This is a genomic window from Gemmata sp., assembly GCF_051859125.1.
Taxonomy (GTDB): domain Bacteria; phylum Planctomycetota; class Planctomycetia; order Gemmatales; family Gemmataceae; genus Gemmata.
The window spans coordinates 1-22,647 of sequence record NZ_JBHYGG010000026.1; the positions used below are offsets into that span (position 1 = coordinate 1).

Consider the following 22,647-nt stretch of genomic DNA (forward strand, 5'->3'; position numbering starts at 1 on the left):
CCAGCGAGGGGGTGCGCCTCACCCCCTCGCTGGCGCTCAGGGTTCGCCCGGATCCGCCGCGCTCACTTCCCGACCGCGTACAGAGCCTTGTCGGTACGAATGAACACGCGGCCGCGGGCCAGGGCCGGCGTGCCGAGCGAGCCCTCGCCGAGGTCGTTGGTCGCCAGCACCTCGAACCCGTCGGCCCTCGCGTCGATGACCGTGCACGCCCCGGTCTCGTTCAGGAAGTACACCTTGCCGTCGGCGGCCACGGGCGACGCCGAGAACGCGCCCTTCACCCGCTCCTTGTACTTCGTCTTGCCGGTCTTCGCGTCCACGCAGGTGACGAACCCCTGGCCGTCGGCGGTGTACACCTTCCCGGCGTAGACGAGGGGCGAGGCGTACCCGGTGCGGGCGTCGCGGGCGGCCCATTCGGGCTTCTCGGCGAGCCCCTTGGCGTCGATCTTGAACCGGCTCACGCCGCCGACCGGCAGGTACAGCGCGTCGCCGTCGAGCACGCCCACGGGGACCGACGCGCCGCCGGCCTTGAACGTCCAGTGCGCCGCGCCGGTCGCCGCGTCGTAGGCGGTCAGCCCCTTCGGGCCGCTGAACAGGAGTTCGGTGCCGCTCTCGACGGTGCGGACGAGCGGGGTCGTCCAACTGATCTCGCGGGGCCGCTCGGTCTTCCACACGTTGCGGCCGTACTTCGTGTCGAGCGCCGCGACGAACGACTCGCCGGCGTTGTCCATCGGTACGATGAGCCGCCCGGCCGCGAGGACCGGCGACGACGCCATGCCGACGGCGTTGGTGATCGTCGGGTAGTCGCCGACGAGGGACCGGTACCAGCGGAGGGTGCCGTCGGCGTCGAACGCCGCGAGGTCGCCGGTCGCGAACAGCGCGTACACGCCGGTCTCGTCGGCGACCGGGGTGTTCGCGGCCATGCACGTCTTCGGGTGCGCCGCCGTGCTGCCGGTGCCCTGGAGCTGCCGGTGCCAGAGCGGCTTGCCGGTGTCGGCGTCGAAGCACAGGACGTGTAGCCGGTCGTCGCGGGTGCCCGAGCTACAGGTGACGTACACGCGGGTGCCGACGACGACCGGCGACGACGCGCCGCGGCCGGGGAGTTCGGCCCGCCACGCGACGCCCTTGGTCTTGGACCACTCGACGGGCAGCGCCTTCTCGTCCGACACGCCCGCGGCGTTCGGCCCGCGGAACTGCGGCCAGTCGCCGGCGCGCGCCGCCGAAGGGGCGAGCGCGAGGAGCACCGTCACGAGGAAGCGATTCACTTCTTCTCCTCCGGGTTCGCGGGCGGTTCGGTGAGCGTGCCGAGCGGTACCGGCTTGCCGCCGGCCGCGACCTGCGCCACGCCGGGGAGCGGCCCGCCGGTCGCGTCGCACACCCGCACCTGGAACTCCCACTTCTGCGCCCAGGTCTCGGACTGGTTGTTCTGGCACACCTTCACCACGACGACGTTCTCGCCCTTGCGGAGCGTGCCGCGGCCGACGTTGGCGTCGAACGCCGAACCGTGGTGGTACTCGTCGCGGCCGAACAGTTCCTTCTGGTTCAGGAAGATCTTCACCGAGGTCGGGCTGGTGACGCGCACCTCGCACGGCGTCTCCTTCTCGGCGACGATCGTCGCGAGCGCGTACGCGACCGCGTTCTTGTGCTTGCCGAGGAGCTTGTTCAGGTCGAACTGGCCGTTGCGGTCGGCGGTGGCCGCCGGCACCCACGCCAGCTTGGCGGCGTCCTTCCCCGCGAACGTGCCGGTGGCGGCCGCCGCGGTTTCGGGCGGGTACGCGACGCCGAACCCCTTGCTCTCGGGGCCGTCGAACGGGCCGACGAGGTGAAGTGCGGTGACGAACCCGAAGTGCGCCGCCGTGCTCACGGTGCCGCCGGCCTCCGTCACCCTCTTGGCGAGCAAGTCCACCTGATCCTTGTCCCGCGTCGCGGCGAACAGCTTCTCCAGGTCGGCCCGCGGCGGCGTCTTACCCCCGGCTTCGAGCCGCTCCAACTCGTGCGCGATGGCGTCGCGGCGCAGTTCGGGCGACGTGTCGTTCAGGAACGCCGGGAGCAGCCGCGCCTTCGCGTCGGGGGCCTGCGCGACGAGCAGTTCGTACGCCTGCCGGCGGGCCGCGGCGGCGAACTTCGGGTTGGTGACGAACGCCTCCAGCTTGTCGGCCGGGAGCGGGCGGCCGGCGGCGCGCTCGGCGTCGGCGATCGCGTCGACCGCGGTGCGGAGCCAGTTCGCCGCGGCCGGGTTGCCGTCCTCGAACGCCCCCAGGGTCGGGAGCAGCGCCGGGCCGCCTTGGGCCACGAGCGCCTTCCACGCCGGGCCGGCGTCCTCGTTCCCCTTCCCCTCGCGGGCCACCCGGGTGATGGCCCGGAGGGCCGTTGCGGTGGCGTCGTCGGCCGCGGGCGTCGGTGCGGCCGCGAGCGCGGCCGCCAGCGCCAGCGCGACGCCGGTGCGTGCGAGCATGTGCGGGTCCTCCTGTCGGGTCGAACGGGGGGCGGGGCCGGGCGGTGGGAGAGCGGCCGGGGCGAGCGCTCACTCTACTCGGCGGCGGGGAGCCTCGCCAGTAGTTCGCCGAGGGTCGCCGCGCCGATCGGCTTGGTGAGGTGGAAGTCGAACCCGGCGTCCCGCGACCGCTGCCGGTCCTCCTCGGACCCCCACCCGGTCAGCGCCACGAGCACGACCCGCGGGAACCGGCGGTCGGCCCGCAGCGCGTGGGCGACCTCGAACCCGTCCATCCCCGGGAGGCTCAGGTCGAGGAACACCACCTCGGGCGGGAAGTCGGCCGCGGCCGCGAGCGCATCGGGGCCGGTGTGCGCGATCTTGATCTCGTGGCCCGAGAGCGAGAGGAGCAGCGACAGGCTCTCGGCCGCGTCGATGTTGTCGTCGACGACCAGGATGCGCCGCGGGTGCGCGGTCATGTGAATGTCGTGGTGCGACGCGGCCGCCGGCCCGGCCGCCTCGCCCTCGAGGGGCAGGCGGACGGTGAACGTGCTCCCCTTCCCCGCGCCGCCGCTCTCCGCGGTCACGGTGCCGCCGTGCAGTTCGACCAGGCTCTTCACCAGCGCCAGCCCGATGCCGAGGCCGCCCTGGGCGCGGTCCAGGTGCTTGCCCACCTGGGTGAACAGGTCGAACACCCGCGGGAGCATCTCGGGCGAGATCCCCAGCCCGTTGTCGGTGACCCGCACGACCGCCTCGCCGCGGCCCCGCTCGGCCACCAGTTCGATGCGGCCGCCCTCGGGCGTGTACTTCGCCGCGTTCGTCAGCAGGTTGCCGATCACCTGCGACACCCGGGTCGCGTCGGCGCACAGTTGCACCGGCTCGTCGGGCAGGCGCACGGTGAGGGCGTGCTTCCCGGCCTCGACCGTGGGCCGGCTGGTCTCGACGGCCGCCTCCACCACGGCCCGGAGCGAGACCGGTTCGAGGCGGAGCTGGATCTTCCCGCTGGTCACCCGCGAGATGTCGAGCAGGTCGTCCACGAGCCGCACCATGTGCCGCAGCTGCCGGTCCATCATGTTGCGGGCCTGCGCGGCCGACGGGCCGGTCGGCGCGAGCTTGAGCAACTCGACCCCGTTGCGGAGCGGGGCGAGCGGGTTCCGCAGCTCGTGCGCGAGGGTCGCCAGGAACTCGTCCTTCTTCCGGTCGGCCTCCTTGAGCGCCGCCGCGGTCCGCTGGGTCTCGAGCAGCAGCCGGGCGTTCTCGGCGGTCGCGGCCCGCAGCTCGTCGCGCTGCCGGGCGACCTCCTGCCGCTCCCGCCACAGCTCGAAGAACACCTCGGCCTTGCTCCGCAGGACGTGCGGCTCGATCGGCTTGGTGAGGAAGTCGACGGCCCCGGCCTCGTACCCGCGGAACCGCCGCTGCTGGTCGGGCAGCGCCGCGGTGAGGAAGATGATCGGCACCCGCCGGGTCCGCTCGGTGCCCCGCATGAGTTCGGCCAGCTCGAACCCGTCCATCCCCGGCATCCGCACGTCGATGAGCGCGAGCGCGACCTCGTTGCGGAGGAGCAGTTCGAGCGCCTCGGCCCCGGACCGCGCGAGGAGCAGCACGAGCCCGTCGCGGCGGAGCAGCCCGTCGAGCGACAGCAGGTTCTCCTCGAGGTCGTCGACGAGCAGGAAGTTCACGGGGGGCGGTGCGGGCTTAGTCATGACGGTCCCCCAGGTCGCGAAGGAAGGCGGCGATCTGGTCCAGGGTCAGCACCCGCGCGTCCGGGCAGGCGGCCAGGGCCGCCCGGGGCATCGCGGCCGCCTGCGCCGTGGCCGGGTCCTGCACCACCGCGGTGCCGCCGGCGGCGCGGACCGCCCGGAGCCCGGCGGCCCCGTCGCTGTTGGCCCCGGTCAGCACGACGCCCACCACCGCGGGGCCGAACGCGTCGGCCGCGGACTCGAACAGCACGTCGATCGAGGGCCGCGAGAACAGCACCGGCTCCTCGCTCGACAGCGACAGCTCCCCGTTCCGGCCCACGAGCAGGTGGTAGTCGGGCGGAGCGAAGTACACCGTGCCCGGGGCCACCGGCTCCTTGTCGTCGGCCTCGCGGACGGCGACCGCGCACTTCATCCGGAACAGGTCGGCCATGGCGCTCGGCTTGTCGGGCGGAACGTGGACGACGACCAGCACCGGGAGCGGGTAGCCGGCCGGGAGCCCGGGGAGGACCGCCGACAGCGCCTCGACCGCGCCGGCCGACGCGCCGACGACGACCGCCCCGGCGCGGGGCCGGGCCTCTGGTTCGGGCGGGTGGTTCGCGGCGGTCACCGGGCACCTCGCAACTGGTAGATCCGCTCGTGCGGGGCGAACTCGGCGAACGCCCCGGCGTGCGCCGAGAACCGCAGGCTCTCCTTCGCGCCGAGCCCCAGGAACCCCTTCCGCACCAGTGAGTCCTTGAACAGGCCGACGGCCCGGTCCTGCAGCTCGCGGTCGAAGTAGATCAGCACGTTCCGGCACGACACCAGGTGGACCTCGGCGAACACCGCGTCGGACACGAGGCTGTGGTCCGAGAACACGGCCCGCTTGCGGAGCGTCTTGTCGAACACGGCCGCGCCGTAGGCCGCGGTGTAGTAGTCCGACAGCGACGACTTCCCCCCCGCCCGCTGGTGGTTCTCGGTGAACAGCGGGATCCGGTCCAGCTCGTACACCCCGGCCTCGGCCCGCTTGAGCGCCTCGGGGTTGATGTCGGTGCCGTAGAACAGGGTGCGGTCCTCGAGCCCCTCCTCGCGGAACAGGATGGCCAGGGAGTACAGCTCCTCGCCGGCGCTGCACCCGGCCACCCACACCTTCAGCGACGGGTACGTCCGCAGGTGCGGCACGACCGTCTCCCGCAGCGCCCGGAAGTACGCCGGGTCGCGGAACAGCTCGCTCACCTGGACCGTGAGGAACGAGAACAGCTTCGGGAACGCGGCCGGGTCGTGGAGCACGAGGTCCTGCAGCCGCGAGTAGCTCCGGCACCCGAAGTGGTCCCGGGCCTGCGCCAGCCTCCGGGTGAGCGACGCCATCGAGTACCCACGGAAATCGTAGTGGTACCGGCCGGCAATGGCTTCCAGCAGGAGCCGCAGTTCGATGTCGTCGGTGCTCTCGGGCTTCGGGGTCACGGCCGCCTCCTGGGGTCACCGGGGCATCCACACGCGGACCAGCGAGAGCAGTTTCTCCACGTCCAGGGGCTTGGCCATGTAGTCGTTCGCGCCCGCGGCCAGGCACTGCTCCTGGTCGTCCTTCATCGCCTTGGCGGTCAGCGCGATCACCGGGAGCCTCTTCCAGGCGTCCCGCTTGCGGAGTTCGCGGGTCGCCGTGAGCCCGTCCATCTCGGGCATCATGATGTCCATCAGGACCAGGTCGATCGCCAGCGACGGGGCGGCCAGCGACGCCTCCAGCGCGGCGAGCGCCTCGCGGCCGTTGCGGGCGATCTGCACCGCGGCCCCGCGGGGCTCCAGGATGCTCGTGAGGGCGAACACGTTCCGCACGTCGTCCTCGACCACCAGGATCCGGCGGCCCTCGAGCGCGGCGTCGCGGCTCCGGGCCTTCTCCAGCATCCGCTGCTGCTCGGCCGGGAGCTCCGACACCATCTGGTGCAGGAACAGGGTGACCTCGTCGAGCAGCCGCTCGGGGGACTTCGCGCCCTTGATGATGATCGACTTCGAGTACCGCCGGAGCCGCTGCTCCTCGTCGGCCGAGAGGTCCCGGCCGGTGTACACGATGGCCGGGGGGAACGAGTACGCGTCCTCGCGGCCCAGGGTCTCCAGCAGGGTGTGGCCCGAGGCGTCGGGGAGCGACAGGTCGAGCACCATGCAGTCGAACGTCTCGGCCCTGAGCCGGGCCAGGCACTCGGCGGCGCTCCGCACCCCGACCGTCTCCACGTCGTGCGAGCCGAGGAGCTTCCGCACGCTGTCCAGTTGGACCGCGTCGTCCTCGACCACGAGCACCCGCCGCATCCGCTGGGCCAGCCGGGTCTCCAGCCGCTCCAGCGCGGCGACGAGCTGCTCCCGCTTCACCGGCTTGAGCATGTACCCGACCGCCCCCAGGGAGAGCGCCGTCTGCGAGTGGTCCCCGGCCGAGACGACGTGGACCGGGACGTGCCGGGTGCGGGAGTCGTGCTTGAGCCGGTCGAGGACCGAGAGCCCCGAGTGGTCGGGGAGGCCGACGTCGAGCACGACGGCGCTGGGCCGGTGCTGGGCCGCGACCGCGAGCCCCTCCTCGGCGGTCGTGGCGATGAGGCACTGGAACCCGAGCTCGTGCGCGACGTCGGAGATGATCCGGGCGAACGACTCGTCGTCCTCCACGACCAGGATGACCCGCTTGTCGCCGGTGAGGCGCTCGCGGTCGTCCGCGACCTGGCGGCCGCGGCGCACGACCGGGGCCGGGGGCGGCTGCCGCTCGGGGGCGGCCGGGACCGGCGCGGGGGCCGCGGCGGCCTGGGGCGCGGGTGCGGGCTCCGGCGCGGGCCGCCCGCGGGGGCGGACGTTGGCCGGGTCGTACATTGTGGGGAGCGTCACCGTAAATGTGCTGCCCCGGCCCGGCTCGCTCGCGAGGTGGATCTCGCCGCCGAGCAGCCGGGTCAGTTCGCGGGCGATGGACAGCCCGAGCCCGGTGCCGCCGTACTTCCGGTTCGTGGTCCCGTCGGCCTGGCGGAACGCCTCGAAGATCACCCCCTGTTGGGCCTCGGGGATGCCGATGCCGGTGTCCCGCACGGCGAACGCGACCCGCCCGTCGGGCGCGCCGCTCACGTCGAGGGACACCTCGCCGGCCGCGGTGAACTTGAGCGCGTTCGACAGGAGGTTCTTAAGCACCTGCTCGAGCCGCAGGCGGTCGGTGTCGAGCGCGTCCGGGCACCCGGGCGCGGCCCCGGCGCGGAACGCGACGCCCTTCTGGCCGGCGACCGGGTTGAACGTGCGGCCCAGGTCCTCGAGCAGTTGCGCCACGCTCACCCGCTCGGGCCGCACCTCCATGTGCCCGGCCTCGATCTTGGACAGGTCGAGGATGTCGTTGATGAGCGACAGCAGATCGTTGCCTGCGGCCTGGATCGTCTGCGCGTACTTCACCTGCTCGGCGGTGAGGTTCCCGGCCGGGTTGTCGGCCAGCAGCTTCGCGAGGATCAGCGACGAGTTCAGCGGGGTCCGCAGCTCGTGGCTCATGTTCGCGAGGAAGTCGGACTTGTACTGGCTGGCCCGCTCCAGCTCGCGGGTCTGGACCTGGATGGCAGCCCGGGCCCGGGTCGCCTCGTCCCGCTGGACCTCCAGGACCTGTGCCTGCTCCTCCAACTGGGCGTTGATCTGCTCCAGTTCCGCCTGCTGCTGTTCGAGCCGGGCCTGCGACTCCTTGAGCGCCCGGCCCTGCTCCTCGAGTTCCTCGTTGGAGACGCGGAGCTCCTCGCTCTGCGCCTGGAGTTCCTCGGCCTGCCGCTGGGTCTCCTCCAGGAGCCGCTGGAGGTGCCCGCGGTAGTTCGCGGACCGCACGGCCATCGCGGCCGACTCCGACACGCGGTCGAGGAGCTCCAGCGCGGAGTCGTCGAGCGGGTGCACGAACCCGAGTTCGAGGACCGAGTTCACCACGCCGTCGGACTGGAAGGGGGCCACGATCAGGTGCCGCGGCGCGCCCCGCCCGAGGGCCGACGACACGGCGAGGTACCCCTCGGGGACGTCGCGGACGAGGAACGTGCGGCCGTCCTTCGCGGCCTGGCCGAGGAGCCCGTCGCCGGGCTCGAACCCGTCCGGCGCGCCGCCGGCCGCGGGCGCGCCGTAGGTGGCGGCGCGGCGGAACCGGGTGCCGTCGCGGGTGTAGAACGCCCCGGCGTGCGCGTCGAGGAACGTCGCCAGGAACTTGAGCATGCCCTCGCCGAGCGCCTCGACCCGCTGCTCGCCGGTCAGCACGGCGCTGAGCCCGACCTGCCCCTGCTGGAGCGCCTCCTCGCGGCGGCGGGTCGCGATGGTCCGCTGGACCAGGTACGCGACGGCCCCGGACAGGACCGCGCCCAGGACCGCCGCGAGGACCCCGCTCCCGGCGGCCACCCGGTAGGCGTCGTCCATCACCTGGAGCCGCTCGACCCGCAAGTCGCGCTCCGCCTGCTCCATGACGGCGACCTGCGAGCGGATGGCGTCCATCGCCTCCTTGCCGCGGTTCGACCCCACCATGGTCCGCGCGCCCTCGAGCCCCTTCTCCCGCCGCACCACGATGACCGCGGCCAGCTCGGACCGCTTGACGCCGGCGTCCTTCCGGAGCGTGGTGATCCGGGCCTGCTGGGTCGGATTGTCGCCGGTCAGGTACTCGACCCGGTCGATCCGCTCGTCGACCCGCGCGAGGGCCGCGGTGTAGGGGGCGAGGTAACTCTCGTCGCCGGTGATGACGAACCCGCGCTGCCCGGTCTCCGCGTCCTTGAGGAGCGACAGGACGTCGTCGAGCGTGGTCAACACCTCGTGCGTGTGGGTGACCTGCTTCACCCCCCGCATGAGGGCACGGGTGTTCCAGTACGAAATGATGCCGCTGACCACGAAGAAGCCGACCACGGCGACGAGGCCGAGGAGCAGTGGGAGGTCGGACCCGGCGCGGCGGTTGGTGGGGGCAGTCCGGTCGCTCATCAGCGGTGGTCCCGGTGGGCGGGGGCGGGGCGGACCGGGCGGCGTGGGGACCGGTCCGCCCCGCCCGGGATCGACCAATTTTACGGAGTCACTCGGTCGCGCCAACTCCGCACCCGGCACCGGTGAGCAGCGGTTCGCCCGCCGGCTCCGCAACAGGGTGCCCGTCCATCTCGACGCTGAGCTCCCCCGGGGAGCCGTCCACGACTCTCACCGTGGCGTTCCTGTCACGCCTCAAGGTATCGGCGAGTGAAATCGCCAGCCGATCGATGGTCGAGCAGGCCGGACAGCGGCGAATCGTCACCAGTTTCATCTCAAGCCTCACAGGCGTCGTGCGCGTGGTGCAAGGGGACCGGATGCACATGAAGTGCCGTCGGTCGCGGGAGCGCAAACCGGCGGGGCCGCGACAGGGATGTTGTGCGGCGGAACGAGGGCGCCCGCCCGCGTGAGCGGGCGGGTCGCGGCACCAGGGGCGGAACGAATCGACGGGGTCCGGGCGTCACTTCCCGGTCGGGTTCACGTTCACCTCGACACTCCGCTTCGACGTGCCCCGGTCCTTGCGCTCGACGTCCACGTCCACCCGCGGCGTGCGGATGTGGACGTCGTTGTTGCGGTCCGCGGCGGGCGGGGCGGCGGGCGGGGCGGCCGGCGTCGTCACCGTGGCGGGCTGGCACCCGGTCGCGAGGGTGGCGATTAAGAGGGCGAGGGCGGGCAGGTAGCGCTTCACGAGGAGATCCTCTCGGTTCAAGGTTTCGGAGTCGTCCTGAAGGACGCCGTCGGTGGTTTGCAACCGGAGTGCCAACCCGGTGTCGCTCCGGCACCGCAGTTGCAAATGCTCCGCCGGGGCGTCGAACGCCCGCGGTCGGAATGGGTTGCGCCCGTGAGGTCGGTCATGCACGAACTTGGATCTGTGGTTAGCGCCGCCGCGGCCCTCGCCCCGCTCGGGGAACCGGCCGTCCTGGCGACGGTGGTGAGGGTCGAGGGCTGGGCGCAGCGGCACGCCGGGACGCGGCTCCTGATCGACCGGGCGGGCGAGTGGGCCGCCGGGATCGGCGGGCCGTCGCTCGGCGGCGAGTTGCTCCGCACCGCGTGGCAGCGGACCGAGGCCGGCCCGTGCGTCGCCCGCTACGACACCGCGACCGACGACGAGACCGCGTGGCTGTTCGGGCTCGGGTACAACGGCGTCGTACACGTGCTCCTCGAACGGGTCGGGCCCGGCGGCCCGGACCCGCTCGCCTTCGCCCGGCACTGCCTCCGGGAGAACGAGCCGGGCGTGCTGGCGACCGTCGTCCGCACCGCCCCCGGCACCGGCGTCCGCACCGGCGATCGGGTCACGCTCGACGCGCACGGCCGGGTCGGCGGGTCGTTCGACGCGGCGCTGACCGACCTCGTGGCCTTCAACGCGGCCGACGCGCTCGCCCGCCGCGAGTCGTGCGTGAACACCTACCTGCTCCCGGCCGGCGAGGTGGACGTGTTCCTGGAGGTGATCCAGCCGCCCCGACGGCTGGTGGTCTTCGGAGCGGGGCCGGACGCGGTGCCGCTCGTGACGCTCGCGAAGTCCGTCGGGTGGCACGTCACCGTGGTGGACGCGCGGGCGAGCTACGCGCGGCAGCCGGCGTTCGCGGCGGCCGACGAGGTGGTCGTGGCCCCGACGCGGAAGGCGTGCGAGTCGCTGGTCCTGGACGAGAACACGGCCGCCGTGGTGATGAACCACAACTTCTCGGAAGACCTGCTCGCGATCGACGGCCTGCTCGCCGGCGACGCGGCATACATCGGGGTGCTCGGGCCGTGGGTCCGGGCCGAGAAGGTGCTGGCGGAACTGGACCGGCACTCCGACGTGCTGTCCCCGGACCGGTTCGCCCGGATCCACGCGCCGGTGGGGCTGGACATCGGGGCGCGGAACGCGGAGGAGATCGCGGTCGCCGTGGTCGCGCAGATCGCCGCCCGGTTCGCGAACCGCCCCGGCGGCGACCTGTGCCACCGCCCCAGCCCGGCCCCGCGCCGGGAACCGGTCGGCGCAGAAGTGCTGGTGTAAGGCGGTCGCTCGGCGGCGGTCCTCATTGATTCGGCGCGCCCACGCCACCCGTCGCCGATGAACTTCAATTTCGCCAAATCATCATAACTCTTGCGGACAAATTTTAATCAGAACAACTACCACGAACGTAACATTCGCGGAGTGTAATGGTTACGCCCGGCCGCTCGTCCTAAATGCGTTTCGCACGCGGCCGCCGAAATCGGAATCATCTGCGATGAAGTGCGGTGATTCAGGCGACGAGACATGCCCGGTAAAGAGAGTGGGGGCCTGCCACCGTCGGCTGCCGCAGAACTGGTGCGCTGGACCGGCGACCGTCAACGATAGTGGTAGAGGTACACGCCCCGCTTCGCCGAGTCAAAGAGGTAGATCGGGCCGCCCACGCCCGCCCAAAGGAACTGCGCAATCATCCGGTTCGCGCGTGTAATCTTGGGACCGTCGGACCCGTCGTAGGGGAATAGCCCGCCGACTTTATCGAGCCGAAGGTGCGTGTCCGAGAGTTGGTCCTCGACCAACCGACCCCGGTTGAACGACCACTGGTCCACCGAGTCCGGGGTCGGGGTGTAGGCGATGTGCAGTGCCGGCTGTCGCCGACACCGCACGCCCTTTCGCGTGGTGTTCTCGACTGCGTCAGGCGTCAACAACTCCATGTGAATCGGCGAGCGGTCGTTGGCCCCACCGTTGAACGCCTCCCGGCAGTCGTTGCAAACGTAGATCTGGAGGCCGAGGGAGTCGCCGAGCGGTAACCGGTCGCGGGAGTAGAGTTGTCCCACAAACCCCATCGGTTCCTGGCAGAGCTGGCACCGCGGCCAGACGTGTGGCAGGTGGTCGGGCACGCCGCCCACGCGGTCCCGGCCGCCTTGCGGCCGCGCGTGGTAGCTCATCACCCAGGAAATGCTGCCCGGCATCGCAAGTGGCACCTTTCGGTGGTCAAGCCCAGGTGACGTTACCGCGCGCAACCTCTTACCCCTCTTCACCGCCGGTCATGCCGGCGACGCGCTGGACCACGGGCATGAGGTCGTTGAGTTCCTCGATGCGGAGCATGCGGATGTCGCGGACCGCGGCGGCGAACCAGGGGAGTTGAGTCGTCAGGTCGATTACCGCCACCATGACCGACGCGGCCGTCACGGACGGGCCGCCGAAGTACATGCTGCCCTGCTGCCACTGGAACTGGTGGCGTTCGAGCACGCGGCGGATTTCGAGGTAGGCGTTGTTGTACGGGTCGCCGTAGTGGACCCGGAGTTGTTCGACGTCCATGTCGAAGGCGATGGCATACACCGTACCCTCCCGCTTGAACGAACCGGGGAGCCCGTGCCGCAGCGGGGTCGAGCGTGCGTCCCGGACCGGGGCAACTGCCATGTCGGAACCTCATTGAACGGGCCGGCGACCCGGACATCGTCGGTGATCACGGGTCAGGGTTCAAGCCGAGAAGGGTGTCACTGGGAGTTTTGGCGAGCCGGGAGCGTCAGCGACCGGAGTTCATCTCGATCACACCTCCGGTCGCTGACGCTCCCGGCTCGCCACAATCCCAGGGGTGCTCGCTCACAGCGGCCCGAGGAGGCGCACGAGTTCGGCGACGGAGTGGGCGCCGACCTTCTTCATGAGGCGGGCGCGGCGGTCCTCGACGGCGCGGACGCTCAGCGACAGCTCGTCGGCCATGGCCCGGTTCGTCTTCCCGGCCGCGATCATGTCGAGCACCTCGCGCTCCTTCGGGGTCAGCGCGCCGAGGCGGGCCGCCACGCTCGCCGACTTGTTCTGCACTTCGCGGTCGGCCCGGTCCTTGTCCACGGCCCTGCGGACGTGCGCGAGCAGCTCCTCCAGGCGGAACGGCTTCTCCAGGAGCGTGACCGCCCCGAGCGTCATCGCCTCGACGGCGATCCGCACGTCGGCGTGCCCGCTGATCATCACGATCGGGATGTTCACCCCGTCGTCGGCCAGCTTCCGCTGGAGCTCGAGCCCGGTCATCCCGGGCATCTTGATGTCCAGCACCAGGCACCCCGGCTGGGACGGCTGGTACGCGGTGAGGAACTCGTGCGCCGAGGGGAACCCCCGGACCGGGTGCCCGAGGAGCCCGCCGGCGCTGGTCAGCGCCCGCCGCACGCCCTCGTCGTCGTCCACCACGAAAATCGTCGGGTCGGCCGTCATGAACTCTCCTTACGGGCCACCGGGAGCGTGAACGAGAACTCCGCCCCGTCCGCGGTGCCGGTGGCCCGCATGTGCCCGCCGTGCGCCTCGATGATCGACCTGCTGATCGCCAACCCCAGCCCCATGCCGTTCGGCTTGGTCGTGTAGAACCGCTCGAACACCCGGTCCGGGTCGGCCAGCCCCGTCCCCGTGTCGCGGACCGTGACGGTCGCGCCGTCCGGCCCGGTCGAGGTCGACACGGTCACGGTCCGCGGACCGGTCCCCCGCTCGGCGATCGACTCGATCGCGTTCTGCACCAGGTTGAACAGCACCTGCTCGACCTGGGTGCGGTCCCCGTAGGTCGGCCCGGGCACCCCGCCGAGGTCGAGCCGGAGGGCCACGTTCGACCGGCCCGCGTGCCAGTCGAGCAGCCCGGCGACGGACCGCGCGACCTCGTTCACGTCGATCGGGTCCGTCACCGGCTCGGCGCGGCGGGCCATCCGGCGGATGCTCCGGACGATGTCGGCGGCCCGCGCCGCCTGCTCGGCGATCTCGGCCAGAATGCCCTTCAGTTCCGGTTGCACCGGCGCGCCCGGCTCGGCCTGCCGCGCCGCGATGTCCGCCTGGAGGCATACCGCCGCGAGCGGCTGGTTTAACTCGTGCGCGAGCCCGGCCGAGAGTTGCCCGAGCAGCGTGAGCCGGCCGACGTGGGCGAGGTCGGCCTGGTGCTCGCGCACCTGCTCCTCGGCCCGGGCCCGTTCCGCGGCCGCCTTCCGCCGCAACAGCCCCAGGAACAGCGTCATCGTGATCGAGAACAGCGCCAGGCACCGGTTCACGATCACCTTCCACATCTCGGTCGTCCCCCGCTCGGGGACGAGGCCCATTTTCAGGAACGTGAGGACGCCGCACACGGCGGCGACCGCCGGCCCGAACCACCACGGGCGGGCCGACAGGGCCAGCAGCACCGCGAACGTGTACGGCACGGCGCTGGCCACCCCCAGCGGCAGGCACAAGTCGACGACGAACACCAGCGCCACCAGCCCGAGGGAAATGGTCGCCGGGTACGTGAACAGCAGGTGACGGATCATACCTCACCCGCTCGTCGTGTGCGCTGGCCCTGGGCACCCGGAGCGGACCGGTGCCCGCCCCCTGGGCGGCCCCACGAAGTGGGCGCACCGACCCATCGGAAGAATGTTAGACGCGATTTCCGCAGGGTTTCAACGTGGTTTACCACGCACCGGTCCCGTGTGGGAGTCGCGAATCACAGGTGTGGCACATCAAATGCAATCGCCGTGCCCCGGACCGGCAGCATAGAATAGCGCGGCCCCGCCCGCGGCGTCCGAACCTCAGCGGACCCGCACACCGCCCGGAGGACCGGCCCCGTGGGTCGAGCGGCATCACCAGGAACGGTTTACCTCGTCGGGGCCGGCCCCGGCGCGACCGACCTCATCACCGTCCGCGGGCTGCGGGTCCTCGCCTCGGCCGACGTCGTGCTGCACGACGCACTGGTCGACCCCGAGTTGCTCCTCGAGGCCGACCCGCGGGCCGAGGTCGTCTCCGTGGGCAAGCGCGGGTACTGCGTCGGCTCGACCCGGCAGGAGCACATCAACGAGGCGCTGGTCCGGTACGCGCGGCTGGGCCGGTCGGTGTGCCGGCTCAAGTGCGGCGACCCGTGCGTCTTCGGCCGGGGCGGCGAGGAGGCCGAGGTGCTCGCCGCGGCCGGGGTGCCGTTCGCGATCGTCCCGGGGGTCACGTCCGCGGTCGGCGCGCTCGCGGCGGCCGGCATCCCGCTCACGCACCGCGACGCGGGCCAGGCCGTCGCGCTCGTCACCGGGCACCACGACCCGGACTCGCCCGACTGCACCCTCGACTGGGACGCGCTCGCGCGGCTGCCCGGGGTGGTGTTCTACATGGCCGTGCGGCACGTCGCCAAGATCGCGGCCCGGCTCGCCGCGAGCGGGCTCGCCCCGGACACCCCCGCCGCCGTGGTCGAGGCCGGCACGCTCCCGCGGCAGAGGGTGTGCGTGTCCACGGTCGCCGGCATCGGCGACGCGGTGGCCGCCGCCGCGGTCACCGGCCCGGCGGTGTTCGTGGTCGGCGCGGTGGTCCGGTTCCGCGAGAAGCTGCTCGGGTTCGCGGCGCCGGCCGCGTCCGAGGGCGGGGCGTGAGCCCCGCTGGGCCGGGTCGTACCAAATCTCATGCATTCGTTTCTATCTGGTGGGGCAACTGATCCACGCGATTCGGTATCACGGGCCGACGCGGAACAGGGCGACCGTCCCGTCGGCCAGCGCCGCGGCCAGCAGCCGGCCGTCCACCGAGAACGCGAGCGCCGTTACGGGGAGCGGAGCCTTCAGCAACCGGAGCCGGGCGACGCCGGCCACGCGGACCGCGATCTCGCCGTCGTTCGTCGCCGTCGCCACCCGGCCCCCGTCGGCCGCGACCGCGGCGCACCGAGCCGGCGCGTCGTGCGGGTGCCACACCTCGGGCTCCGCCGTGCCGTGCGTTTCGAGCGCCCACGCGGTCCCGCCGGGGCCGACCCCGTACACCCTGCGGCCGTCCGGGCCGAACAGGAGCGCCCGCACCTCGCCCTTCCCGACCGCGGCCGCCCGCGCCAGCTTCCCGTCGGCGAGGTTCCACACCGCTACGGTCCCGTCGCGGGTCGCAACGGCCGCGAGCCGCGCGTCGTCGGCCACGGCCCCGGCGCACGGCTCGCCCTCCGGCCCTTCGAGTCGGTGAATCACGGTGCCCGATTCCACGTCGGTCCAGCTCACGCCCTTGCCGGCGGCGAGCCCCCGCTTCCCGTCCGGCCCGAGTGCGACGACGGTGGGGCTCCCGTCGGGCCACTTCCCCGGAACGGCGGCCGCGCCGGTCGCGAGGTCGCCCGCGACCGGCTTCCCCTCCGGCGTCCGCCCGACGACGGCGCTCCCGTTCGCCGCGAGCGAGAGCGGGAGCACGTCCGGGCCGGTCCAGGTCGGGCCGGTCGCGTCCCCGCCGGGGACCGCGAGGGCGAACGGCTTGCCCAACCGCGGGAGCACCCGCAGCGCCCGGTCGTCGTCGGTGAACGCGATCCGCACGGCCGGGTGGCTCGGCCGCGCGGCCGTGAGTTCCCGCGCGGTGCCGGGGTCCCACTTGCGAACGGTGCCGTCCTCGCCGGAGGTGAACACCGCGCCGCCCCCGGCGGCCACCGCCGTGACCGACCCGACGTGGCCGGTGCCGCGGCGGAGTTCCGCGTTGCTCTCGGGGTCGTACCACCGCACCGTGCCGTCGTCGGCCCCCACGACCAGCGCGGCCCCGTCCGGGGTCCACGCGACCCCCCGCGGCCGCGCGCCGGCGACCGGGACCGCCCTGAGCGCCTTGCCGGCCGTGTAGTCCCACACCCGCACGGAGTCGTCGCCGCCGACCGACGCGAGGCGGGCGTTGTCTGGGTGCGCGGCGAGCCGGACGACCGCCCCGGAGTGCCCGTCGAACCGGTGGAGCACGTTTCCCGTCGCGCGGTCCCAGACCCGCACCTGGTTCTTGTAGTTGCCGCCCGTGAAGACGCGGTTGCCGTCCGGCGACAGGACCGTGGCGCCCGCCCAGTCCATGCCGGGGTCGGTCTGCGACCACACCCGCTCGTCCCGGTCGACGTTCCACAGGTCGAGCGCGGCGTACCGGCCGAGGAGCACGAGCCCCTTGTCGGTGACGGCCCCGGACAGCGCCCACCCGCCGCGGTCGTGGCCGGCCGCGACCACCTCGGTGCCGGTCCCGGCGTCCCACACCCGGGCGGCCCGCTCGAACCCGGCCCCCCCGTGCCACGCCTCGAACGCCGACGCGCCGAGGACCCGGGTGCCGTCGGGCGACACCGCGACGGAGTGGACCGGGTCCGCGTGGCCCCGCAGGACGCGCCGCGGCCTGAGGGTCGCCGCGTCCCACACGCGGACCGTGCGGTCCCACCCGCCCGAGACGAGGGTCTTCCCGTCGCGGGACAGGGCGAGGTGATTGACCGCGCCGGCGTGGAACGCGCCCGGCTGGCCGAGGACCGCGGCGGGACCGTCGCCCGCCGGCCGCCGGACCGCGTCGAGCGGGGACGGGAGCTGCTTCAAGCGGTCGGCGGCCTCGACCGCCGCGGGCGTGCCCAGCCCCTGGCGGTACGCGGCGAACGCCTCGGCGCGCGCCCGGGCCGCCCCGGCCGCCTTCTGCGCGGCCCCGGGGTTGGGGCCGTCGGCCGGGGCGAGCGGGCCGCCCCGCCCGGTCCCGAAGGTCACGAGCGCCGCAATCGCCACGGTGGCCGCCGCGCCCGCGAGCGCGAACGCCACCGGCCCCCGGGCCGCCGGGAGCGGCGGCGCGAGCCGGGCCGGGGCAGCGAGCGCCGCCGAGCCGCCCACCGCGCTGCCCAGTTCCGCCCTCCAGTCGCCGGGGGCGCCCTCGAGAACTTCCGTCGCCTCGGTCGCGGTGCGGGCCGCGTCCGCGGGGGCCGGGGCCGGGGCCGGGGGCACGCTGCCGAGCGCCACAATGGCTTGCATCAACTCGGCCGGCGTTTGGTAGCGGGCCGCGGGGCTCTTCGCCAGCAACTTCGCGGCGATCGCCGCGACCTCCGGCGGCACCCCGGGCCGCAGTTCGGCCACGCCCGGCGGCACCTCGTCGTGGTGCCGGAGCATCTTCGAGACGGCCGTGCCGCCCGGGAACGGGGGCCGGCCGGTGAGGAGGAAGAAGAGCACGCACCCGAGCGAGTACAGGTCGGACCGGATGTCCGTCTTCGTCGAGTCGAGCGCCTGCTCGGGGGCCATGTAGTCGGGGGTGCCGAGGACCGCCCCGACCTGCGTCATGGTGCCGCTCTCGTCCCCGCCGCGCATCTCGGGGGCCACCCGGGCCAGGCCGAGGTCGAGTACCTTCACCTGCCCGGTGGCGCGGTCCCGGAGCAGGTTCGTGGGCTTCAGGTCGCGGTGCGTGATGCCGGACTCGTACAGGTGCTGGAGCGCGAGGGTGACCTGGAACGCGACCCGGCACGCCTCGGCGACCCCGAGCGGCCCGGTCCGGGCGACGGCGCGGGACAGGTCCTCGCCGTCGACGTACTCCATCGCCAGGTAGTGCTCGCCCCGGTCCTCGCCCGCGTCGAACGCGCGGACGATGAGCGGGTGGTCGAGCCGGGCGACGGCCCGCAGCTCGCGGACGAACCGCCGCACCGCGTTCTTCGTGCCGAGGTGCCCGGTGCGGATCACCTTCACGGCGGCCAGGCGGCCAAGCCGGGCGTGCCGGGCCTTGAACACCGCCCCCATGCCGCCCTCGCCGATGGGCTCCAGGAGCACGTACGGGCCGAGGGCCCGGGGGGCGGCCGCGTCGGGGGCGGGGGTCGGGGCGGGCATCGCGTGCTCCGGGCGAGGGCGCGCAGCGGGACCGCCTCATTCATAGCCGCGCCCCGCACGGTGCGGGGCCGGCGGGGTGGGTTTTCCGCCCGGGGGGATGAGATTTTCAGTCCGGGTAACGACCGGCGGGGGAGTGGTTGTGAGCTTCGCGGGCTCCGGCGCGGCTCGCGTTGCCGGTGGTCTCTGCGCGTGGTGCCCCTCACCCGCCGCCGTCAAAGCCCGGCGGCGACCTCTCCCCCCAGACGGGGGGCGAGGTGGGGCACCCGCGCTTCGTTGTCGCTGTGCGGGTGGGTGAGCGAGGAGGGGGCCGGCACGCCCCACCTCTCCCCCGGTCCGGGGGGAGAGGTCGCGACGAGTCTTCGAGTCGCGGGTGAGGGTGCCGGCCTGCCGAGCGCCCCCGGGACGTTCGCGCGCCCGGTGCTCGGCGAAGTGGCCGGCCCTCCGGCGAACAGCCTTACTTCACCACGCGGAGGATCGGCTCCAGCGCCCACCGGAACGAGCCCGACAGTTGCGCCGCGAGGATGCCCAGCGTCGGCACCACGTAGGTCATGAACGACCCCAGGAACCCCGAGTCGAGGGAGAACCGGCCGTTCGACCTCGCGATCCGGCTCACCGCCTCGTCGCGGCTCATGTCCAGGAAGATGTACGCGACCGCCGCGACGCCCGCCCCCACCAGCCCGAGCAGGAACACGAGCAGCAGCCGCTCGGGGTGGAACGGGTACGAGGTCGCGGCGACCAGCAGCAGCGACGAGCACACCATCACGGCCAGCATCAGGCTCCGCAACTGGATGAAGAACTGCGCGAGGTAGTTCACCACCTGCGTGGCGACCAGCTCCTCCACCCGGGGCACCCACGCGGGCTCGCCGGCGGCCGCGGCCCCGGGGGCCGCGCCGAACGCCTCGTCGGTCGACAGCCCGGCCCACCGCGGGGACAGCGCCGCCAGCCCCGTCGCGGCCGCGCCCGAGAGCAGCTCGCGGAGCGCGACCTCGACCGCCGGGTTCCCCGGCCGGCCGCGGGCCGGGTTCGCGAACGCCCCCAGGTGCCGCTCGGCGTCGGCGGCCGCGGGCACCAGCGCCCGGAGCCCCTCGGGGGCGGCCGGGTCGGCGGCCACCGCGTCGGCCGCGGCCCGCAACTGGTGGACCGTGATCTCCAGCATCAGCGGCTGCGCCGACCGGCTGTACAGGTGCTTTGTGATGACCCCCGCCACCCGGGCCGGGAGCCGCGCGAACACCCGCATCAGCGGCATCCGCGCCATCGTCGCGAGCAGCGCCTTCGTCTGCCCCCACAGGGCGATCATCTGGAACACGGTGAGGGCGACGAACACGTACAGCCCCATGAACCCGACGCCGAACAGCACGTCCCACCCGGCCCCCTCGACGGTCGGGAGCGAGTGCCGCCAGAGGGTCGAGCCGATCACCGCCAGCCCCGCGAACAGGGCCGTGAGTTCGAGCCGGTGCCGCCGCCAGAACCGGCCCGGGGTGAGCTCGACCTTGAGCCGCCGGTCCTGGTCCGTGAGCGGGTCGAACACCCGCTCGGCGTCGGACGGGAACGGGGACGGCACCCGGGACCGGCGGGCCAGGTCGCGGCGCTCGAGCTGGAAGTACGCGCCGGCCGAGGCCGCGGCGCACATCAGGAACAGCGGGATCAGCGGCGACACGCCGGACGCGAGGTCCACGGCCCGGGCGAAGAACAGCGCCCGGTGCGCCCGGTCGCTCACGGTCCAGAACCGGTCGAGGAACGCGGCCGAGACGCCCAGCAGGCACACGATGATGGCGAGGTTCAGCGCGTCCCACCGCCAGCTCCGCGCGCCCGGGCCGGCCGCGGGCCGCTTCAGCGACACGCCCCGCAGCGCCGTCGCCAGGAACCCGACCCACACGACCGCCACGGTCCCGAGCGCCGCGAGGTCCTCGCCCGAGCGGTACCCGGTGTGCTCGACCCGGGCCGACACGAGGGCCAGCAGCGCGACCGAGAACAGCATCTGCGAGCCGAGCAGCACCGTGCGGAACACGCCCACGGCCGAGGCCGGGCCGGCGACCCCCGAGCCCACGCCCCACACCCCCTCGGCCCGCCAGCACTTGTACGCGATGAACGCCCAGAGCACCGCGAGCCCCAGGCCCACGAGGTACAGCGCCCCGGGGTACTCCAGGCCGTTGGGCCCCGGGGCCGTGCCCCCGCCGGGCTTCCGCAGCACGTACCCGTTCGGGTCCTCGTACCCGGTGAACACCTGGAGCGGGACGAACGCGCCGCTCGGGGCGATCATGCTCACCCACACCGGCGGGCGGTCGTTGGGCACGCCCGGGCCGGCCGCGAACCCGGGCGGGCCGTACTCGAGCATCTTGTCGTGCAGCCCGAACGTCGCCAGGGTCGCGTTGTAGTACCCCTGGGCCGCGGCGCTGGACACGAGCATCCGCTCGGACGCGTCCGGGTTCGACCACTTCTGCCCCGGCGGGTACAGCGGGTACGTCGACCCGACGATCACGCTCTTCATGTGGTACAGGTAGTCCGGGTGCGCCAGGAGCAGGTCGGCCTGGGTGACGAACACCTGCACGTCCGGGCAGAACTCGCGGATCAGGCGGATCAGGAACAGCTTGTCGCGGGTGTCGGTGGCCAGCACCCCGACGTACCGGAACCGCTCCCGGGAGATGGTCGAGAGGATGCTCTCGAGCACCGCGTTGTTGGCCGCGACGGTCGCCGCCCCGCCCTGCGCCGGCACCCCCTCGGCCACCCCGCCGGCGTCCTCGAACCCGCTCGCCGCGATGGTCGCCGTCGCCGGGAGCCCGGCCTGCTGGTCCTGCTTGCGGAACAACTGCGCGTACTCCGACTTCAGCCGCGACACGTGCATCGGGAACCGCAGCACGGTGATGTCGTCCTGGCTCCCGACGGCCGCGATCGACTTCCCGAACCCGGTGTTCGACTCGGTCAGGATGGCGACCCGGCCGGGGATGCGTTCGGTCGCCTTGGCCGCGATCGTGTCGCCCGACCGGGCCGCGTCCCGGCCCGCGAGGAAGTGCAGCACCGCGTTGAGCTGGACCCGCGCCGGGATCACCGTGGAGCTGATCTCGAGCCGCTGGGCGCTCCACGACTCGCGGAAGAAGTCCTTGGTCCTCATCCCCGAGGCGTTCGGGACGATCACGCTGAACCGGGCGTTCTTGTGCGGGCACCACCACGACCCCGCGTCGGACCCGCGGAGCCAGTCGTCCAGCGCGAACTGGAGCGACGTCTGCGACCCGGTGAAGTACGGCCCGATCACCCGGACCGGGCCGTCGGCGAGGGTGCCGGACTGCGCGATCAGCTTCAGGCACCGGCTGAACGCGAGCTTGTGGATGCCGCCCACGGGGGTCTCGCCGACCAGGAACACGACGCACAGGCCGGCCCCCGGCACCCCGCGGGTCGCGTCCTTGCCGTGGCGGAACAGCAGCACCCCCGGGGTGGTGTCGCGGATCGGCGGGGGCGGGTCCTTGCCCGGCTCCGGGGTCCGCGGCTTGCGGTCCGCCTCCCACGGGAGCCACGCCCGGTCGAGAACGTACCCGTGCTTCTCCTGCACGCCCCGCTGGATCGCGTCCACGACCTGGTCGAAGGCGTACCCGAACGGCGAGTCGATCGGGTCCGGCACGGTGGCGATGACGAACTCGGTCCGGTACCCGTGGATCTCCTTCGAGAGGTCCTCGGGGCTCCAGTGGTTCTCCTTGTCCTCGCGGGAGCGGGTCGAGTGGAAGTCCTCGATGGGCTTCAGGAGCGGGTCGGTGTTGACGGTCCGCACGGCGCGCTCGGGCGCGTCGGCCTTGGCCGCGACCTTGGGCGCGTCCTTCGCGGGAGTCGGGCCGTGCGACGCGGGCGAAACGGCGAAGACGCCCACGATCCCGGAGAGGACGATCCAGGGCAGCGACTGCCCGCGGGAGCCCTCGGTCTTTTCAGGGTCAGCCATGGCCGCTCGGTCCATCGAGTGGGTGAGGATGTGCAGGGGTTGCACACTCTAACCACAAGCGTCCGGCGGCCGCAACCGCGACTGGAGGGGGGGCAGGGCGAGAGGTGGATGGGGCGATCGGCGATCAGGAGATCTTGGCGAGCCGGGAGCGTCAGCGACCGGAGGCTCACCTTCGCGAGGAC

At 73.0% G+C, this 22,647-nt stretch carries 16 protein-coding genes; 2 read left to right on the forward strand and 14 right to left on the reverse strand.

All coding sequences use genetic code 11. The features are described 5' to 3' along the window. Positions 1-62: 62 nt before the first annotated feature. From ACTIGN_RS04015 to ACTIGN_RS04050, 8 genes are all read right to left on the reverse strand, one after another. Positions 63-1,262 (reverse strand): outer membrane protein assembly factor BamB family protein, encoded by a 1,200-nt coding sequence (locus ACTIGN_RS04015; protein WP_439621513.1) that lies wholly within the window; start codon positions 1,260-1,262, stop codon positions 63-65. Beyond that, positions 1,259-2,452: a hypothetical protein gene (locus ACTIGN_RS04020; RefSeq protein ID WP_439621514.1), complete on the reverse strand. Its 1,194-nt coding sequence runs from the start codon at positions 2,450-2,452 to the stop codon at positions 1,259-1,261. Before ACTIGN_RS04020 ends, ACTIGN_RS04015 begins: the two co-directional genes overlap by 4 nt. A 74-nt stretch (positions 2,453-2,526) precedes the next feature. After that, on the reverse strand, positions 2,527-4,131 hold the full coding sequence (locus tag ACTIGN_RS04025) for a response regulator (protein WP_439621515.1): 1,605 nt from the start codon (positions 4,129-4,131) through the stop codon (positions 2,527-2,529). After that, positions 4,124-4,735 carry a chemotaxis protein CheB gene (locus ACTIGN_RS04030; protein ID WP_439621516.1) on the reverse strand — a complete coding sequence of 204 codons (612 nt, stop codon included), beginning with the start codon at positions 4,733-4,735 and terminating at the stop codon, positions 4,124-4,126. The genes ACTIGN_RS04025 and ACTIGN_RS04030 overlap by 8 nt, the downstream gene beginning before the upstream one ends. Beyond that, a complete protein-coding gene (locus ACTIGN_RS04035) occupies positions 4,732-5,568 on the reverse strand; it encodes a CheR family methyltransferase (RefSeq protein ID WP_439621517.1) in 837 nt (278 codons plus the stop codon). The genes ACTIGN_RS04030 and ACTIGN_RS04035 overlap by 4 nt, the downstream gene beginning before the upstream one ends. Before the next feature lie 15 nt (positions 5,569-5,583). After that, positions 5,584-9,045, reverse strand: coding sequence for a response regulator (locus ACTIGN_RS04040; protein WP_439621518.1), 3,462 nt, complete (start codon positions 9,043-9,045; stop codon positions 5,584-5,586). Positions 9,046-9,133: 88 nt separating this feature from the next. After that, entirely contained in the window at positions 9,134-9,355 is a 222-nt protein-coding gene (locus ACTIGN_RS04045) for a hypothetical protein (RefSeq protein ID WP_439621519.1), read from the reverse strand. A gap of 186 nt (positions 9,356-9,541) precedes the next feature. Next, on the reverse strand, positions 9,542-9,769 hold the full coding sequence (locus ACTIGN_RS04050) for a hypothetical protein (protein ID WP_439621520.1): 228 nt from the start codon (positions 9,767-9,769) through the stop codon (positions 9,542-9,544). Positions 9,770-9,934: 165 nt separating this feature from the next. Here ACTIGN_RS04050 and ACTIGN_RS04055 point away from each other — a divergent pair, with 165 nt between their 5' ends. Next, positions 9,935-11,077, forward strand: a complete 1,143-nt coding sequence (locus tag ACTIGN_RS04055; protein WP_439621521.1) for an XdhC family protein — start codon at positions 9,935-9,937, stop codon at positions 11,075-11,077. A 314-nt stretch (positions 11,078-11,391) separates the two neighbouring features. Here ACTIGN_RS04055 and ACTIGN_RS04060 read toward each other — a convergent pair whose 3' ends face one another. The 4 genes from ACTIGN_RS04060 to ACTIGN_RS04075 all read right to left on the reverse strand — a co-directional run bounded on the left by ACTIGN_RS04060 (position 11,392) and on the right by ACTIGN_RS04075 (position 14,286). Further along, entirely contained in the window at positions 11,392-11,982 is a 591-nt protein-coding gene (locus tag ACTIGN_RS04060) for a hypothetical protein (protein ID WP_439621522.1), read from the reverse strand. Between the two features lie 55 nt (positions 11,983-12,037). Beyond that, a complete protein-coding gene (locus tag ACTIGN_RS04065; RefSeq protein ID WP_439621523.1) occupies positions 12,038-12,433 on the reverse strand; it encodes a virulence factor in 396 nt (131 codons plus the stop codon). A gap of 183 nt (positions 12,434-12,616) precedes the next feature. After that, entirely contained in the window at positions 12,617-13,219 is a 603-nt protein-coding gene (locus ACTIGN_RS04070; protein ID WP_439621524.1) for a response regulator transcription factor, read from the reverse strand. Continuing rightward, positions 13,216-14,286 carry a sensor histidine kinase gene (locus ACTIGN_RS04075; RefSeq protein WP_439621525.1) on the reverse strand — a complete coding sequence of 357 codons (1,071 nt, stop codon included), beginning with the start codon at positions 14,284-14,286 and terminating at the stop codon, positions 13,216-13,218. Before ACTIGN_RS04075 ends, ACTIGN_RS04070 begins: the two co-directional genes overlap by 4 nt. A gap of 294 nt (positions 14,287-14,580) precedes the next feature. Here ACTIGN_RS04075 and cobA point away from each other — a divergent pair, with 294 nt between their 5' ends. Further along, positions 14,581-15,366: a uroporphyrinogen-III C-methyltransferase gene (cobA, locus tag ACTIGN_RS04080; protein WP_439621526.1), complete on the forward strand. Its 786-nt coding sequence runs from the start codon at positions 14,581-14,583 to the stop codon at positions 15,364-15,366. 78 nt (positions 15,367-15,444) lie between these two features. Here cobA and ACTIGN_RS04085 read toward each other — a convergent pair whose 3' ends face one another. Both ACTIGN_RS04085 and ACTIGN_RS04090 read right to left on the reverse strand, forming a co-directional pair. Further along, the gene (locus tag ACTIGN_RS04085; protein ID WP_439621527.1) at positions 15,445-18,540 is read right to left on the reverse strand and encodes a WD40 repeat domain-containing serine/threonine protein kinase; all 3,096 of its coding nucleotides are present in this window, start codon (positions 18,538-18,540) and stop codon (positions 15,445-15,447) included. 454 nt (positions 18,541-18,994) lie between these two features. Continuing rightward, a complete protein-coding gene (locus tag ACTIGN_RS04090) occupies positions 18,995-22,465 on the reverse strand; it encodes a hypothetical protein (protein WP_439621528.1) in 3,471 nt (1,156 codons plus the stop codon). Positions 22,466-22,647: the final 182 nt, after the last annotated feature.